The sequence below is a fragment of the Cellulomonas sp. Y8 genome (genome assembly GCF_008033115.1).
Lineage (GTDB): Bacteria > Actinomycetota > Actinomycetes > Actinomycetales > Cellulomonadaceae > Cellulomonas.
This window is the reverse complement of record NZ_CP041203.1, coordinates 4222899-4235620: the sequence shown is the minus strand read 5'-3', so window position 1 is coordinate 4235620 and position 12722 is coordinate 4222899. Positions and strand designations below refer to the sequence as shown.

The window sequence follows — 12722 nt, the reverse complement described above, 5'->3', positions numbered from 1 at the left end:
GGGGCGTGCGAGCGGGTCGGACCCGGTCGCGGTGGGGGTCGTGCGCGAGGTGGTGCGTGGGTGGCGCGGGGCGGGGCGCCGCGGGGGCGCCCCCGGCTAGGTCCGTGCGGTCCGCGGGGTGCGCGAGGTGAAGCGCTGCTGCAGGAGGACGGCGACGACGATGATCGCGCCCTTGATCACCTGCTGGACCGAGGAGTCGAGGTTGTTCTGGATGAAGATGTTCGTCAGCGTCTGGAAGATCAGGACGCCGAGCACGGTGCCGACGATCGTCCCCCGGCCGCCGGCCAGCAGGGTCCCGCCGACGACGACCGCGGCGATCGCGTCCAGCTCGTAGAGCAGGCCGTTCGTGGACGAGCCCGCGCCGGTGCGGGCGAGCATCATGACCGCGGCGATGCCGGCGGCCAGGCCGGCGAGGCCGTACAGGTACATCGTGTGCCGCTTGACCGCGATGCCCGCCAGGCGGGCCGCCTCGGGGTTGCCGCCCACCGCGACGGTGCGGCGGCCGAACGTGGTGCGGTTGAGCAGGAACCAGCCGGCGACGGCGACGATCGCGAAGATCCACACGATCTTCGGCACCCCGAGCAGGTTGCCCCGGAAGGTGTCCTCGAACGACTGCACCGAGACCAGCTGCGTCCGGCGCTGGGCGATCAGCTCGGCGAGGCCGCGGGCGGCGACCAGCATGGCGAGCGTCGCGATGAACGCGACCACCCGGCCGTAGGCGATCAGCACGCCGTTCACCAGGCCGGCGCCGAGGCCGACCGCGAGGGCGCAGCCGACCATGACGATCCAGCCGTACTGGTCGGCCATCGACTGCGTGGCCACCGTGGTCGCCCACACCGAGGCGAGGCCGAGCACGGACCCGACGGACAGGTCGATGCCGCCCGCGGTGATCACGAAGGTCATCCCGATGGCCAGCACGCCGACGATGGCGGCGGAGCTGAGGATGACCAGGACGTTGTCGATGCTCGCGAACCGGCTGCCCGCGGTGATGTAGCCGACGACGCAGATCAGCGCGAGCGCGATGACCAGGCCGAGGATCCGGGCGGACCCGGCGCCGGCGGGGCCGCGCCGGGAGCGGCCGTGCTCCCGGGCGACGCGCTCGACGCGCGCGGACTCGTCCGCGGCGGGCGGCGCGGGGGTGGCGCCGGCGGAGCCGGGCGCGGAGGTCGGGCCCGAGGGGGCGCCCGGCGTGCCCGGGGGCGGGGCGGAGAGCTGGTGCTCGCTCACGCGGCACTTCCTTCCATGACGAGGTCGAGCACGGCGTGCTCGTCGATGGCGGTGGCGGGGCCCTCGTGGACGACCCGGCCTTCGGACACGACCAGCACCCGGTCCGACAGACCGAGCACCTCGGGGATCTCGCTCGAGACGACGACGACGGCGGCGCCCTCGTCGGCGAGCCGGCGGACGAGCGCGTAGATCTCGGCGCGCGCGCCGACGTCGACACCGCGGGTCGGCTCGTCGAGCAGCAGCACCCGGCAGCCGTGCACCAGCCACCGGGCGAGCATCGCCTTCTGCTGGTTGCCGCCCGACAGGGTGCGGATGGCGCGGTCGACGCCGGCGGGGCGCAGGTCCAGGGCCTCGGCCTGCTCCTCGGCGATCCGGCGCTCGGTGCGCTCGTCCAGGAGGCCGCCCTTGGAGAACCGCCCGAACGTCGACAGCGTGATGTTGCGGTAGACCGGCTCGTCGAGCAGCAGGCCCTGGGCCTTGCGCTCCTCGGGGGCGAGGCCGATCCCGGCGCGGACGGCGGCCGTGACGTCGCCGGCGCGCAGCCGCCGGCCCGCGACCTCGACGGTGCCGGCGCTCGCCCGGCGGGCGCCGTAGATCGTCTCCAGGATCTCGGAGCGTCCCGAGCCGACCAGCCCCGCGAGGCCGACGATCTCCCCCGCCCGGACCCGGAGGTCCACGCCGGTGAAGGCCCCGCGCAGCGCCAGGCCCTGGACGTCCAGCACGACCGGCGCGTCGGGCGCCAGGTCCTGGCTCGGCGGGAAGGCGTACTCGACGTTCCGGCCGGTCATCAGGCGGATCAGCTCGCGCGTCGGGGTGTCGCGGGCGGGCAGGTCGCGGGCCACCGTGCGGCCGTCCTTGAGCACCGTGATCCGGTCGCCGATCGCGCGGATCTCCTCCATGCGGTGCGAGATGTAGACGATCGCGACGCCGGCGGCCGTGAGCTGGTGCACGACGCGGAACAGGTTCTCCACCTCGTCCGAGTCGAGCACCGCGGAGGGCTCGTCCATGACGATGACGCGGGCGTCGTGCGACAGCGCGCGGGCCATCGAGACGATCTGCTGCGCGGCGGCCGGCAGCGAGCCGACCTCGCGGTGCGGGGAGATCTCCGGGTGCCCGAGCCGGGCCAGGATCTCCCGGGTCCGCCGGCGGGCCTCGCGCCGGCGGGACACGCCGGCGGTCGCGAGCTCGTGGCCCAGGAACACGTTCTCGGCGACGGTCAGGCCGCCGACGACGTCGAGCTCCTGGTACATCGTGGCGACGCCGAGCTTCAGCGCCGCGACCGGGTTCGCGATCGTGACGACCTCGCCGTCGACGAGCACCTCGCCCTCGGTGGGCTGGTGCGCGCCGGCGAGCACCTTGATGAGCGTCGACTTGCCCGCGCCGTTCTGCCCGAGCAGGCAGTGCACCTCGCCCGGCAGCACGTCGAGGTCGACGCCGTCCAGGGCGCGCGCTCCGGGGAACTGCTTGACGATGCCCCGCATCTGGAGGAGCGGGGGCCGGTTCGGTGGGTCCACGGTGACCATGTGAGGAACCTATGAGGGACTTTCGTCCCGGGTCAAGCAAAAGTTGCTCCGGGTTTGTCCGAGTTACCCGATCGTGACGAACACAAGTCGGGGGACTTTCTGGTTCACTAGGCGCCATGCAGGACGTCGTGAAGCTTCCACCGCGGAACTCAGGGGCCGGAGACCTCTTCCAGCTCCTCCGCGACGGCCGGCCGCGCACCCGCGCCGACCTGGCGGCCGCGACCGGCCAGGGACGCTCCACGATCACCGCGCGCGTCGAGGCCCTCATGTCCGCCGGGCTCATCGCCCCCGCCGGCGAGGCCTCCTCCACCGGCGGCCGCCCGCCCGCGACCTTCGCCTTCGAGCCCAGCGCCCGCGTCGTGCTCGCCGTCGACCTCGGCGCGACGCACGTGCGGCTCGCCATCACCGACCTCGCGTCGAACGTCCTCGTCGAGGGCGAGGCGCCGCTCGCCATCGCCGACGGTCCGGACGTCGTGCTCCCCTGGGTCGCCGAGCACGGGCGCAAGCTCGTCGCGGAGGCCGGGCGCTCCCTCGACGAGCTCGTGTCCGTCGGCGTGGGCCTGCCCGGCCCCGTCGAGCACGCCACCGGGCGGCCCATCAACCCGCCGATCATGCCGTCCTGGGACGACGCCGACGTCCGCGGCATCCTCTCGGCCGAGCTCGGGGGCGCCGAGGTTCTCGTCGACAACGACGTGAACCTCATGGCCCTCGGCGAGCACCGCTCCGCCTGGCCCGACGTCGACGACATGCTGTTCGTCAAGGTCGCGACCGGCATCGGCTCCGGGATCATCTCCGACGGCGAGCTCCGGCGCGGGGCCCAGGGCGCCGCCGGCGACATCGGCCACATCGCGGTGCCGGGGGCCGAGGACGTCCCGTGCCGGTGCGGCAACCTCGGCTGCCTCGAGGCCGTGGCGTCCGGCCGGGCGCTCGCCGAGCAGCTCAGCCGGGACGGGGCAGACGCCCGCGGGGGCGCCGACGTCGTCGCGCTCGTGCGGTCCGGCGACCTGGCCGCGGGGCGCGCCGTCCGGCAGGCCGGGCGGGAGATCGGCGGCGTGCTCGCCGCCTGCGTGAGCCTGCTCAACCCGTCGCTGGTCGTGATCGGCGGGGTGGTCGCCGAGGCCGGCGAGCACCTGATCGCCGGCATCCGCGAGGTCGTGTACCAGCGGTCGCTGCCCCTGGCCACGCAGCACCTGCGGATCGTCACGTCGCAGGCGCGGTCGGAGGTCGGGATCCTCGGGGCGTCGGCGATGGCCGTCGACCACGTGCTGTCCCCGGTGGCGATCGACGCGCTGCTGGAGGCGCGGATCGCCTGAGGCGGGGCTGGGCCCGGTCGGCGCGTCCGGGCGCCGCTCGGCGGGCGGGGGCCGAGTCCTCCACAGGTGCCGGTCCCGCGCGTCGTCCCCAGACCTGTTGACGCGGCCCGGTGCCCGACCTCGGCCCCGATCTAGCGTCCCGGCATGCCTCCGGTCTTCCACGACGACCCGCACCACCCGTCGCTCCGCACCTTCGTCCGTGATCCGTCGCGCGTCACCCACCCGCCCCTGTGGACGATGCGCGCCGGACGCGACCTCCAGCGCAGCGCGCGGGTCGCGGCCCGCGCGGCACGGACCGCCGACGAGCGCCGCGCCGCGTGGCAGCCGTACCGCCTCGTCGACGCCCTGCTGCGCCGGCGCTGGCCGGCGGGCGGGCGCGGGACCCGCGACTGGGCGATGCCGACGGCGGGGCGGGCGCGCCGTGCCTGAGACCTGGGCGCAGGCGGCGGTCGCGCTCACGCTGGTCGTCCCAGGATTCGTGTACCGCGCCTCGTGGCAGAGCGTGGCCGGGCCCGACCCCGCGCGACCGGACTTCGGCACGCGCGTACTGCACGCGATGGTCGCCACAGGGGTGTTCGCCGGGACGTACGCGGCGGCGCTCGGTCCGGTGCTGGCGGCGTACGCGCGCGAGCCGGCGCGGGCCCTCGGGAACGCACGGGTCGTCGGCCTCGGGTTCGTCGTGCTCGCGATCGCCCTCCCCTGGCTGGCCGCGCGGCTGTGCTTCTGGGCCGTCCGCAGCGAGCGGTTCGTGCTCCTCACGGCGCGGACGCCGCCCGCGCTCCGTCGCGGTCGACCGCTCGACCACCCGCCCAGCGCGTGGGACCGCGCGTTCGGGGGTGCGCCGCGTGGCTGGGTGCGCGTGCGGTTCGCGGACGGCCGGTGGCTGGGGGGCTGGTACGGGGACGACTCGTTCGCCACCACCCACCCCCACCCTCCCGAGCTCTTCGTCGAGGAGGGCTGGGTCGTGGGCGACGACGGGACGTTCAGCGACGTGGTCCACGCCCCGGGCGGGATGGTGATCAGGTGCGCCGACGCGATCGCCGTGGACTTCCTCCCGGGCAGGCGGGATGATCGGGCCGGGGGTCGCGACGATGACGTGAGGACGGTGCAGCCCCGTGGCTGACAGCAACCGGCGACGCCCGCCCCCGGTCCGACGGTGGTTCGCCCCGGACGGTGGCTTCTACCGGGGAGTCGGCCCGAACGGCGAGGTCGGCCCGCGCACCGGGCTGCCCCCGAAGACACCTGCGACCGAGGCCGGCATCCGCCGTCAGGAGCGCGAGGCCCGGGAGCGCGCCGAGGCTGTCGCGCGACACGAGTCCGCAGGCGGAGCCGCCGACACGTGACGGCGTGCGGGCCTCCCGCTCACCGGGCCAGGGTCCCCGCCTGCGCCGGGCATGTGCCGGCACGGAGCACCGCGTCGCACACCGCCACGAGCCGCTCCCGGAGCGTCTGGGACGCCGCCGCGAACCCGCGCTGCCGCCGGACGTACTCCGCCTTGCCCTCGGGTGTCTCGATCGCGATCGGCGCCAGGCCGTAGGACGACACGTCGTACGGCGACGCCTGCATGTCGACGGTGCGGATCTCGCGCGCGAGCGCGAACGCGTCGAGCAGCAGGTCGCCCGGGACCGTGGGGCCGAGCTTGAGCGCCCACTTGTAGAGATCCATGTTCGCGTGCAGGCAACCGGGCTGCTCCATCGCCACCTGGGTCTCGCGGGTCGGCTGCAGCGTGTTCCGCGGCACGGCGTCCGGCGTGAAGAACCGGAAGGCGTCGATGTGGGTGCACCGGATGCGGTGCCGCTCGACGACCTCGTCGGTCCCGGCGCCGCCGAGCCGCAGCGGCAGCGGGTGGCGGTGGTCGCCGTCGCCCTCCCGGTAGACCATCGCCCACTCGTGCAGGCCGAAGCAGCCGGTGGCGGCGGGGCGCGACGCCGTGGCGGACAGCAGCGCGCGAACGTAGCGGACCGTGTCCCCGCGGTCGGCGAGGAACGCCGCGGCCTCGAGGCCGACCGTGCCGTCCGCGCCCACGCGGTACCAGCGCCAGCCGGCGTGCGGCGCCTCGGCGGCGTCCGCCAGGGCGGCGCCGGCGCCCGGGTGCCAGCGGCGGAGCTGGGCGGGCTTGGCCGGGTAGTACTCGAAGAGGAAGTCCTCGATCGCGTGCCGCTCGCCGCCCGCGGGCCCGGCGCTCGCGGTGGCCGGCGGTGAGGTCGTCCACGCGGGCGGCGTGCGCCTCGGCGCGGGCGCGCCAGGTGGACGCGTCGAGCAGCACGGGGCCGGGCGCCGTCTCGTCGACACCCGTCTCGTCGACGCCCGGCCCGTCGGCGCGGGCGTGGCCGCGCGGGGCGCGGCACCGGCGGTGACGGTCATGGCGTCCAGGGTAGGCGGCGGCGGGCGCGCAGCCGCCGCTCGGCCCGGCCCGCCGACCGCGCCGGCACGGACAGCACGCCCAGGCACACCACGACCAGCCCCACGCCGACCCAGCCGGCGAGCGGCAGCCGCTCCCCCACGACCAGCACCGAGAGCAAGGCCGCGACCGCCGGCTCGAGGAGGGTCAGGGTGGTCGCCGTGCTGACCGGCACGCGCGCGAGCCCCCACCCGAACAGCACGTACCCGGTGAACATCGGGACCAGCGCCATGTACCCGCCCACCGCCGCGTTCCCCCACGACGCGACGAGCGCCCCGCCCGTGACCGCGAGCACCGGGAGGAGCAGCACGCCGCCGACGCCGAACACGGCACCCATCGCCGCGCGCGACGGCACGCCGCCCTGCATCAGCCGGTGCGCGACCCACGAGTACAGCGCGTAGGTGGCGCCCGCGAGGAGCCCGAGCAGCACCCCGCCGAGCGCCGCGGCGGGCGAGGCGGCGCCCGGGACGTCCGCCCCGTGGCCTCCGCCGAGCGCCTGCGCCGCGCACAGCAGCACCATGCCGAGCAGCCCGACCGCCGCGCCGGCGAGCCAGCGCCGCGACAGCCGCCGCCGGTCGACCAGGCGCTCGACGAGCGCGGCCGCGAGCGGCGCGGACCCCAGCGAGACGACGGTGCCGACGGCGACCCCCGCGAGCCGCATCGACGTGTAGAACGCGAGCGGGTAGACGGCCACGGCCGCGGCTCCGAGCAGCACGAGCCCCGCCCGGGCCCGCAGGGCGGCGGCGTGCTCGGCGATCACCCGGCCGGCGACGGCCGCCTGCAGCAGGCCGCCGATGCCCATCGCCGCGGCGCCGATCGCCAGGGGTCCGACCTCCGGGGCGAACGTCGCGGCCGTGCCGGTGGTGCCCCACAGGACGGAGGCCGCGAGGACGGCGAGCGTCCCGACCCCGGCGCCCCGCACCGTGGCGGACGGCCGGGCGGACGCGACCTGCACTGCCGCGTCGGACTCCGCGGGCGCGACCGCCGCGGAGTCGGCGAGTGGCGCGGCGCCCGCGCCCGACACGGTGCGCCCGGCGGTCACACCGCGTCCAGCAGGTCGCCGGCCAGCGCACGGGCGCGGCGCAGGCGGGTGTCGTCCCCCTCGAGCCCCGCGCGCGCCATGGACCCCTCCAGCAGGAACGCCAGGTGCTCGGCGAGCGCGGCGGCCCCGGACGGGTCACCCGGCAGCAGGTCCGCGAGGTGGCCGGCCACGATCGCCTCGACCTCCTCCTTGTGACCGCGGACGACCGCGCGGCCCGGGTCCCCGGCGGGCAGCTCGGCGGCGGCGTTGAGCAGGCCGCAGCCGCGGAACCCGTGGGCGTAGCCGGCGTTCGCGTGGTCGGCGTACGCGTCGAAGACGGCGAGCACCCGGGCCCGGAGGTCGTCGCCGGCCGCGGCGAGCCGTGCGGCGTACAGCCCGAGCCACTCCTCGTGCCGGGCGACGAGGTACGCCGCGACGAGGTCGGCCTTGGACGCGAAGTTGTTGTAGAGGCTCATCTTGGCGACGCCGGCGTCGGCGGTGACGGTGTCGATGCCGGTCGCGGCGATGCCGTCCGCGTAGAACCGCGCCGCGGCGGCCGCCAGCAGCCGGTCGCGCGCCGGGCGACGTCGTGCGGTCGCGCCGCCGGGTCTCAGGTCCCGTGCCTCCGCCATGCCCGCTCCCGCCGCGTCGTCCCGCCAGACTAGGTAGACCGGTCTACCCACCGAGCGGCAGCATCACACGGCGTCGGCGTAGCTGTCCACCACCGAGACGTCGAGCGCGAACTCGACCGGCGTCGCGCCGAACAGCAGCCGGCCCGCCTCGACCGCCGACTCCCGGACGGCGTCGGCGACCCGGTCGGCGACGTCGGCGGGCGCGTGCACCACGATCTCGTCGTGCAGGAAGAACGCCAGGTGCGGCCGACCCGGCAGGTCCAGCAGCCGGCGGCGCAGGACCGCCATCCAGCACAGCGCCCACTCCGCGGCGGTGCCCTGGACGACGAAGTTCCGGGTGAACCGGCCCCAGTCGCGGGACCGGCGGCGGGCGTCGCGGGCGTCCTCCGGCGCGGCGCCCTCGGCGGAGGCGGCCTGCCGGGCGGCGAGCCACGCCGCGCTCGGGGCGGGCGAGGACCGGCCGAGCCAGGTCGTCACCTGCTCGCCGCGCTCCCCCGCCCGCGCGGCCTCCTCGACGAGTGCGACGGCCCGCGGGTAGGCGCGCCCGAGCTGCGGCATGAGGACGGCGCTGGCACCGGTGGTGGCCCCGTAGATCGCGCCGAGCATGGCGTACTTGGCCTGCTGCCGGTCGGCGACGATGCCGGCCGCGACGACGGCGGCGTACAGGTCGGCCTGCCGTCCGGCCGCGGCCATCGCGCCGTCGCCGGACATGGCGGCCAGCACGCGCGGCTCCAGCTGCGCGGCGTCGGCGACGACCAGCCGCCGCCCCGGGTCGGCCCGCACGGCGTCGCGGATGACGCCGGGGAGCTGCAGCGCACCGCCGCCGCTGCTGGCCCACCGCCCGGTGACGACGCCGCCCGGGACGTAGTCGGGCCGGAACCGGCCCTCGTGCACCCAGCGGTCCATCCAGGCCCAGCCGTTGGCGGACAGCAGGCGGGCGAGCTTCTTGTACTCGAGCAGCGGCTCGCGCACGGGGTGGTCGAGCGCGCGGATCTCGGACGTCCGGGTCGAGGTGACCTCGAGGCCGGCGGCCCGCAGGGCGCGAAGGAGCTCGGGCTGGGAGTCGGGGTTGAGGCCGGGCCGGTCCAGCGCCGCAGCCACGCGCTCGGCCAGCGCCGCCAGCCGCTCGGGACGGGCGCCCTCGCGCGGGCGCGGCCCGAGCAGCCCGGTCAGCAGCGCGTCGTGCAGGTCGGGCCGGAACGGCAGCCCGTCGTGCCGCATCTCGGCGGCGATGAGGGCGCCGGTCGACTCCGCGGCGAGCAGCAGCCGGAGCCGGCCGTCGTCCCGCGCCTCGGTCAGGGCCGCGAGCTGGCGCGCGAGCTCCGCGGCGACGTCGGGGGCGGCGTCGGGCACCGCGGCCGGGAGGTCGTCGAACAGGCTCGGCGCGTCGGCCTCGTGCGGTCCGGTCCCGCCCGCCGCCGCGGCGCGGTCCCACGGCCCCTCCGGCTCGCGCGCGAGGGCGGTCCCGGCGCACCGGGTCGACCCGCGCAGGATGGTCCGGCACAGCCGCAGGTCGTGCGCGCGCTCCACCCGGACGCCCGCGGCCAGCAGGTCGGGGTACCAGTGCTCGGTGTCGTCCCAGACCCACCGCGGGTGGTCGGCGGCCTCTCGCTCCGCGACCGCGCCCGCCAGGTCGTCCCCGGCGACCGGCACCGGCGGGCCGACGTCGCCGGCCTCCGCGGCGGCGGCGTCCCGGGCCTCGCGCAGCACGACGCCGCCCGGTCGGTCCGGGTCGACGGCGACGAGGACGAGCGGCACGCGTCCCATTCTCCCCGCCCGGTCCGACATCGGGCGCCGCGGGGTCCTACGCTGGCCCGATGACCGAGCAGGCAGACGCACCGGCGGGGCTCCCGGAGCGCGAGACCATCCTCCTGGCGGCCTTCGAGGGCTGGAACGACGCCGGGTCGGCGGCCAGCCAGGCGCTGGAGCACCTGCACGAGGCCTGGGGCGCGGAGCAGGTCGACGAGCTGGACCCCGAGGAGTACCACGACTTCCAGGTGAACCGCCCCGTGGTCGGCGCGGGCGACGACGGGCGCCGCGAGATCACCTGGCCGACCACGGCGGTGGCCGTCGCCACGACCCCGAACGCGCGCCGCCAGGTCGTGCTGGTGCACGGCATCGAGCCGTCGATGCGCTGGCGCCGGTACTGCGGCGAGCTGCTGGACATCGCGGCCACGCTCCGGGTGACGACCGTCGTCACGCTGGGCGCGCTGCTGGCCGACGTGCCGCACACCCGGCCGATCCCGGTGACCGCGACAAGCGAGGACGAGGCGGTCCGTGCGGCCCTCGACGTGGAGCCGAACTCCTACGAGGGCCCGACGGGCATCGTCGGCGTCCTCCAGCACGAGGCGGCCGCGCGCGGTCTGCGCACGGTGTCGCTGTGGGCCGCGGTCCCGCACTACGTGGCGCACCCGCCGTCGCCCAAGGCCACCCTCGCGCTGCTGCACCGCATCGAGGCCCTGACCGGCGAGCCGATCCCCCTGGGCGACCTCCCCGAGGACGCCGCGGCGTGGCAGGACGGCGTCGACGAGCTCGCGAGCGAGGACTCCGAGATCGCCGAGTACGTGCACCAGCTCGAGGAGGCGAAGGACACCGCGGAGCTCCCCGAGGCGTCCGGCGAGGCCATCGCGCAGGAGTTCGAGCGGTACCTGCGGCGCCGGGACAAGGGCACCGGGGGCTGACCGCGGCGGTCGGGCGTCGGCGGATCCCCGGCCGGATCGCCCTCCGTGGGGAGCGGCACCTCGGTAGCATCCGCGGGTGCGGACGACACGGTGGACGGTGCTGACGGCGACGGTGCTGGCGACGGCGTCCCTGGGTGCCTGCGGCGCAGGCGGAGCGGACCCGGCTGCGGGGCCCGCCGGGGACCCGACCGCGGCGGCCTCGGCGGCTGCCGCATCCGCGGCGGACGACGCCGCCACGTGCGCGGCCTACGGCGACGTGCTCACCATCGTCGAGAACGCCGACCTCGGCCTGGCCGAGGGGCGGATGGCGGCGCAGGAGCAGCGCGGCTGGTACGAGCTGGCGACGCGCGTGCTCGACCGCCTGCCCTCCGACGGGGACGGCGCGGTCCGGTCGGCGGTCGCCGCGCTGCAGGAGGCGGTGCCGGAGGTGCCGACCGGGACGGCCGCGGAGTCGACCGGCGTGGGCTCCCCGGCGTGGGCGCAGGCCGAGGCCGAGCTCGCCACCGCGTGCGAGGACGCCGGCGCCCCGCTGTCGCTGCGGGTGTTCACGGGCGGGTGACGCCCCGGCGGGGCGCGTGCCGCGGTTGCCGGCTGGGCGCCGACCCGGCGCGGTCCGGCACCCCGCGGCCCGCCGCTAGAGCCGCACGCCCAGCAGCGCGTTGACGGCGCGGGCCACGATCCCCGGCGCGCCCTCCTCGGCCTCGGCCGCCGGGCCCCCGGCCAGCGAGGCATCGGCCCAGGCGTCCACGGCGCGCAGGGCGCGGGGGGCGTCGAGGTCGTCGGCCAGGGCGGCGCGCACCTCGGCCAGCAGGGTGGCGGACGCGGGCCCGCCGTTGCCGGACACGGCCGAGCGCCACCGGTCGAGCCGGGCCTGGGCGGCGTGCAGGACCTCGTCGGTCCACTCCCAGTCGGCCGCGTAGTGGTGGTCGAGGATGGCGAGCCGGACGGCCATCGCGTCGACGCCCTCGGCGCGCAGCTGCGACACCAGGACGAGGTTGCCCAGCGACTTGCTCATCTTCTGCCCGTGCAGCCCGACCATGCCGGTGTGCACGTGGGTGCGCGCGCCCTCGCCGGCGTCGAGCAGCCGGGCGTGCGAGGTGCTCATCTCGTGGTGCGGGAACCGCAGGTCGGAGCCGCCGCCCTGGACGTCGAAGGGCAGCCCGATCCCGTCGCGGGCGATCACGGCGCACTCGATGTGCCAGCCGGGGCGGCCCGAGCCGAGCGCGTTGCCGTCCCACGACGGCTCGCCCGGACGCGCGGACCGCCAGAGCAGCGGGTCGAGGGCGTCGCGCTTGCCGGGTCGGGCGGGGTCGCCGCCGCGCTCGCCGAACAGCGCGAGCATCTCGGTGCGGTCGAGACGGGTGACCTGCCCGAACGCCGGGTCCGCGGACAGGTCCGCGTACACGTCGCCGGCACCCTGGCCGTGCGCGTCGGGCGTGCCGATCACGTAGGCGGTCCCGGCTGCCAGCATCGCCTCGACGGCCTCGACCACGTCCGGGACGGACTCGACGGCGCCGGTGTACACGTCCGGCGGCACGACGCCCAGGGCGGTCATGTCCTCGAGGTAGAGCGCGGTCTGGTCGGCCGCGAGCTCGCGCCAGTCGACGCCGGTGGCCTCGGCTCGCTCGAGCAGCGGGTCGTCGACGTCGGTGACGTTCGACGCGTACCGGACGCGCTTGCCCTCGTCGAGCCAACCGCGGACCAGCAGGTCGAACGCGACGTAGGTGGCGGCGTGGCCCATGTGGGTGGCGTCGTACGGGGTGATGCCGCAGACGTAGACGGTCGCGTCCGGACCAGGCGCCGCCACGACGAGCTCGCCGGTCGAGGTGTCGCGGACGCGCACCGGACCCCCCTGGCCGGGGAGCTGCGGGATCTGCGGGGCGGGCCAGGTGAGCACGGCGTCGAGCGTACCGGCCGCCGCGGG

11 protein-coding genes and 1 pseudogene are annotated in these 12722 nt (G+C 76.7%); 5 read left to right on the top strand and 7 right to left on the bottom strand.

Annotated elements, in window-relative coordinates:
* Positions 1 to 96: 96 nt before the first annotated feature.
* Together FKM96_RS19130 and FKM96_RS19125 are read right to left on the bottom strand one after the other, a co-directional pair.
* Positions 97 to 1227, bottom strand: coding sequence for an ABC transporter permease (locus FKM96_RS19130; RefSeq protein ID WP_246855078.1), 1131 nt, complete (start codon positions 1225 to 1227; stop codon positions 97 to 99).
* Complete coding sequence (locus tag FKM96_RS19125; protein WP_147796583.1) at positions 1224 to 2750, bottom strand: sugar ABC transporter ATP-binding protein; 1527 nt, start codon at positions 2748 to 2750, stop codon at positions 1224 to 1226. Before FKM96_RS19125 ends, FKM96_RS19130 begins: the two co-directional genes overlap by 4 nt.
* Before the next feature lie 116 nt (positions 2751 to 2866).
* Between FKM96_RS19125 and FKM96_RS19120 the strand changes: the two genes are divergently transcribed.
* The 3 genes from FKM96_RS19120 to FKM96_RS19110 all read left to right on the top strand — a co-directional run bounded on the left by FKM96_RS19120 (position 2867) and on the right by FKM96_RS19110 (position 5186).
* Positions 2867 to 4063 (top strand): ROK family transcriptional regulator, encoded by a 1197-nt coding sequence (locus tag FKM96_RS19120; RefSeq protein ID WP_147796582.1) that lies wholly within the window; start codon positions 2867 to 2869, stop codon positions 4061 to 4063.
* 144 nt (positions 4064 to 4207) lie between these two features.
* Positions 4208 to 4492 carry a hypothetical protein gene (locus tag FKM96_RS19115; RefSeq protein ID WP_147796581.1) on the top strand — a complete coding sequence of 95 codons (285 nt, stop codon included), beginning with the start codon at positions 4208 to 4210 and terminating at the stop codon, positions 4490 to 4492.
* Positions 4485 to 5186 carry a DUF6338 family protein gene (locus FKM96_RS19110; protein WP_371300453.1) on the top strand — a complete coding sequence of 234 codons (702 nt, stop codon included), beginning with the start codon at positions 4485 to 4487 and terminating at the stop codon, positions 5184 to 5186. Before FKM96_RS19115 ends, FKM96_RS19110 begins: the two co-directional genes overlap by 8 nt.
* 239 nt (positions 5187 to 5425) lie before the next feature.
* Here FKM96_RS19110 and FKM96_RS19105 read toward each other — a convergent pair.
* From FKM96_RS19105 to FKM96_RS19090, 4 genes and pseudogenes are all read right to left on the bottom strand, one after another.
* Positions 5426 to 6326, bottom strand: a pseudogene (locus tag FKM96_RS19105) (3-methyladenine DNA glycosylase).
* Positions 6327 to 6423: 97 nt separating this feature from the next.
* The gene (locus FKM96_RS19100) at positions 6424 to 7506 is read right to left on the bottom strand and encodes a DMT family transporter (protein WP_371300452.1); all 1083 of its coding nucleotides are present in this window, start codon (positions 7504 to 7506) and stop codon (positions 6424 to 6426) included.
* A complete protein-coding gene (locus tag FKM96_RS19095; protein ID WP_147796579.1) occupies positions 7503 to 8117 on the bottom strand; it encodes a TetR/AcrR family transcriptional regulator in 615 nt (204 codons plus the stop codon). The genes FKM96_RS19100 and FKM96_RS19095 overlap by 4 nt, the downstream gene beginning before the upstream one ends.
* 63 nt (positions 8118 to 8180) lie before the next feature.
* On the bottom strand, positions 8181 to 9884 hold the full coding sequence (locus FKM96_RS19090) for a bifunctional 3'-5' exonuclease/DNA polymerase (RefSeq protein ID WP_147796578.1): 1704 nt from the start codon (positions 9882 to 9884) through the stop codon (positions 8181 to 8183).
* A gap of 50 nt (positions 9885 to 9934) precedes the next feature.
* Between FKM96_RS19090 and FKM96_RS19085 the strand changes: the two genes are divergently transcribed.
* Together FKM96_RS19085 and FKM96_RS19080 are read left to right on the top strand one after the other, a co-directional pair.
* On the top strand, positions 9935 to 10798 hold the full coding sequence (locus FKM96_RS19085; RefSeq protein WP_147796577.1) for a PAC2 family protein: 864 nt from the start codon (positions 9935 to 9937) through the stop codon (positions 10796 to 10798).
* Positions 10799 to 10874: 76 nt separating this feature from the next.
* Positions 10875 to 11357, top strand: coding sequence for a hypothetical protein (locus tag FKM96_RS19080; protein WP_147796576.1), 483 nt, complete (start codon positions 10875 to 10877; stop codon positions 11355 to 11357).
* A 75-nt stretch (positions 11358 to 11432) separates the two neighbouring features.
* On the opposite strand, the gene mshC is transcribed toward FKM96_RS19080, so the two are convergent.
* A complete protein-coding gene (gene mshC, locus FKM96_RS19075; protein ID WP_147796575.1) occupies positions 11433 to 12695 on the bottom strand; it encodes a cysteine--1-D-myo-inosityl 2-amino-2-deoxy-alpha-D-glucopyranoside ligase in 1263 nt (420 codons plus the stop codon).
* Between the last annotated feature and the right edge of the window lie 27 nt (positions 12696 to 12722).

What these genes read in the sequence shown, in the direction of transcription:
- FKM96_RS19125 (WP_147796583.1), bottom strand. Translation starts at nt 2,750, where the DNA reads ATGGTCACCGTGGACCCACCGAACCGGCCCCCGCTCCTCCAGATGCGG.
- FKM96_RS19120 (WP_147796582.1), top strand. Translation starts at nt 2,867, where the DNA reads ATGCAGGACGTCGTGAAGCTTCCACCGCGGAACTCAGGGGCCGGAGAC.
- FKM96_RS19115 (WP_147796581.1), top strand. Translation starts at nt 4,208, where the DNA reads ATGCCTCCGGTCTTCCACGACGACCCGCACCACCCGTCGCTCCGCACC.
- FKM96_RS19095 (WP_147796579.1), bottom strand. Translation starts at nt 8,117, where the DNA reads ATGGCGGAGGCACGGGACCTGAGACCCGGCGGCGCGACCGCACGACGT.
- FKM96_RS19090 (WP_147796578.1), bottom strand. Translation starts at nt 9,884, where the DNA reads ATGGGACGCGTGCCGCTCGTCCTCGTCGCCGTCGACCCGGACCGACCG.
- FKM96_RS19085 (WP_147796577.1), top strand. Translation starts at nt 9,935, where the DNA reads ATGACCGAGCAGGCAGACGCACCGGCGGGGCTCCCGGAGCGCGAGACC.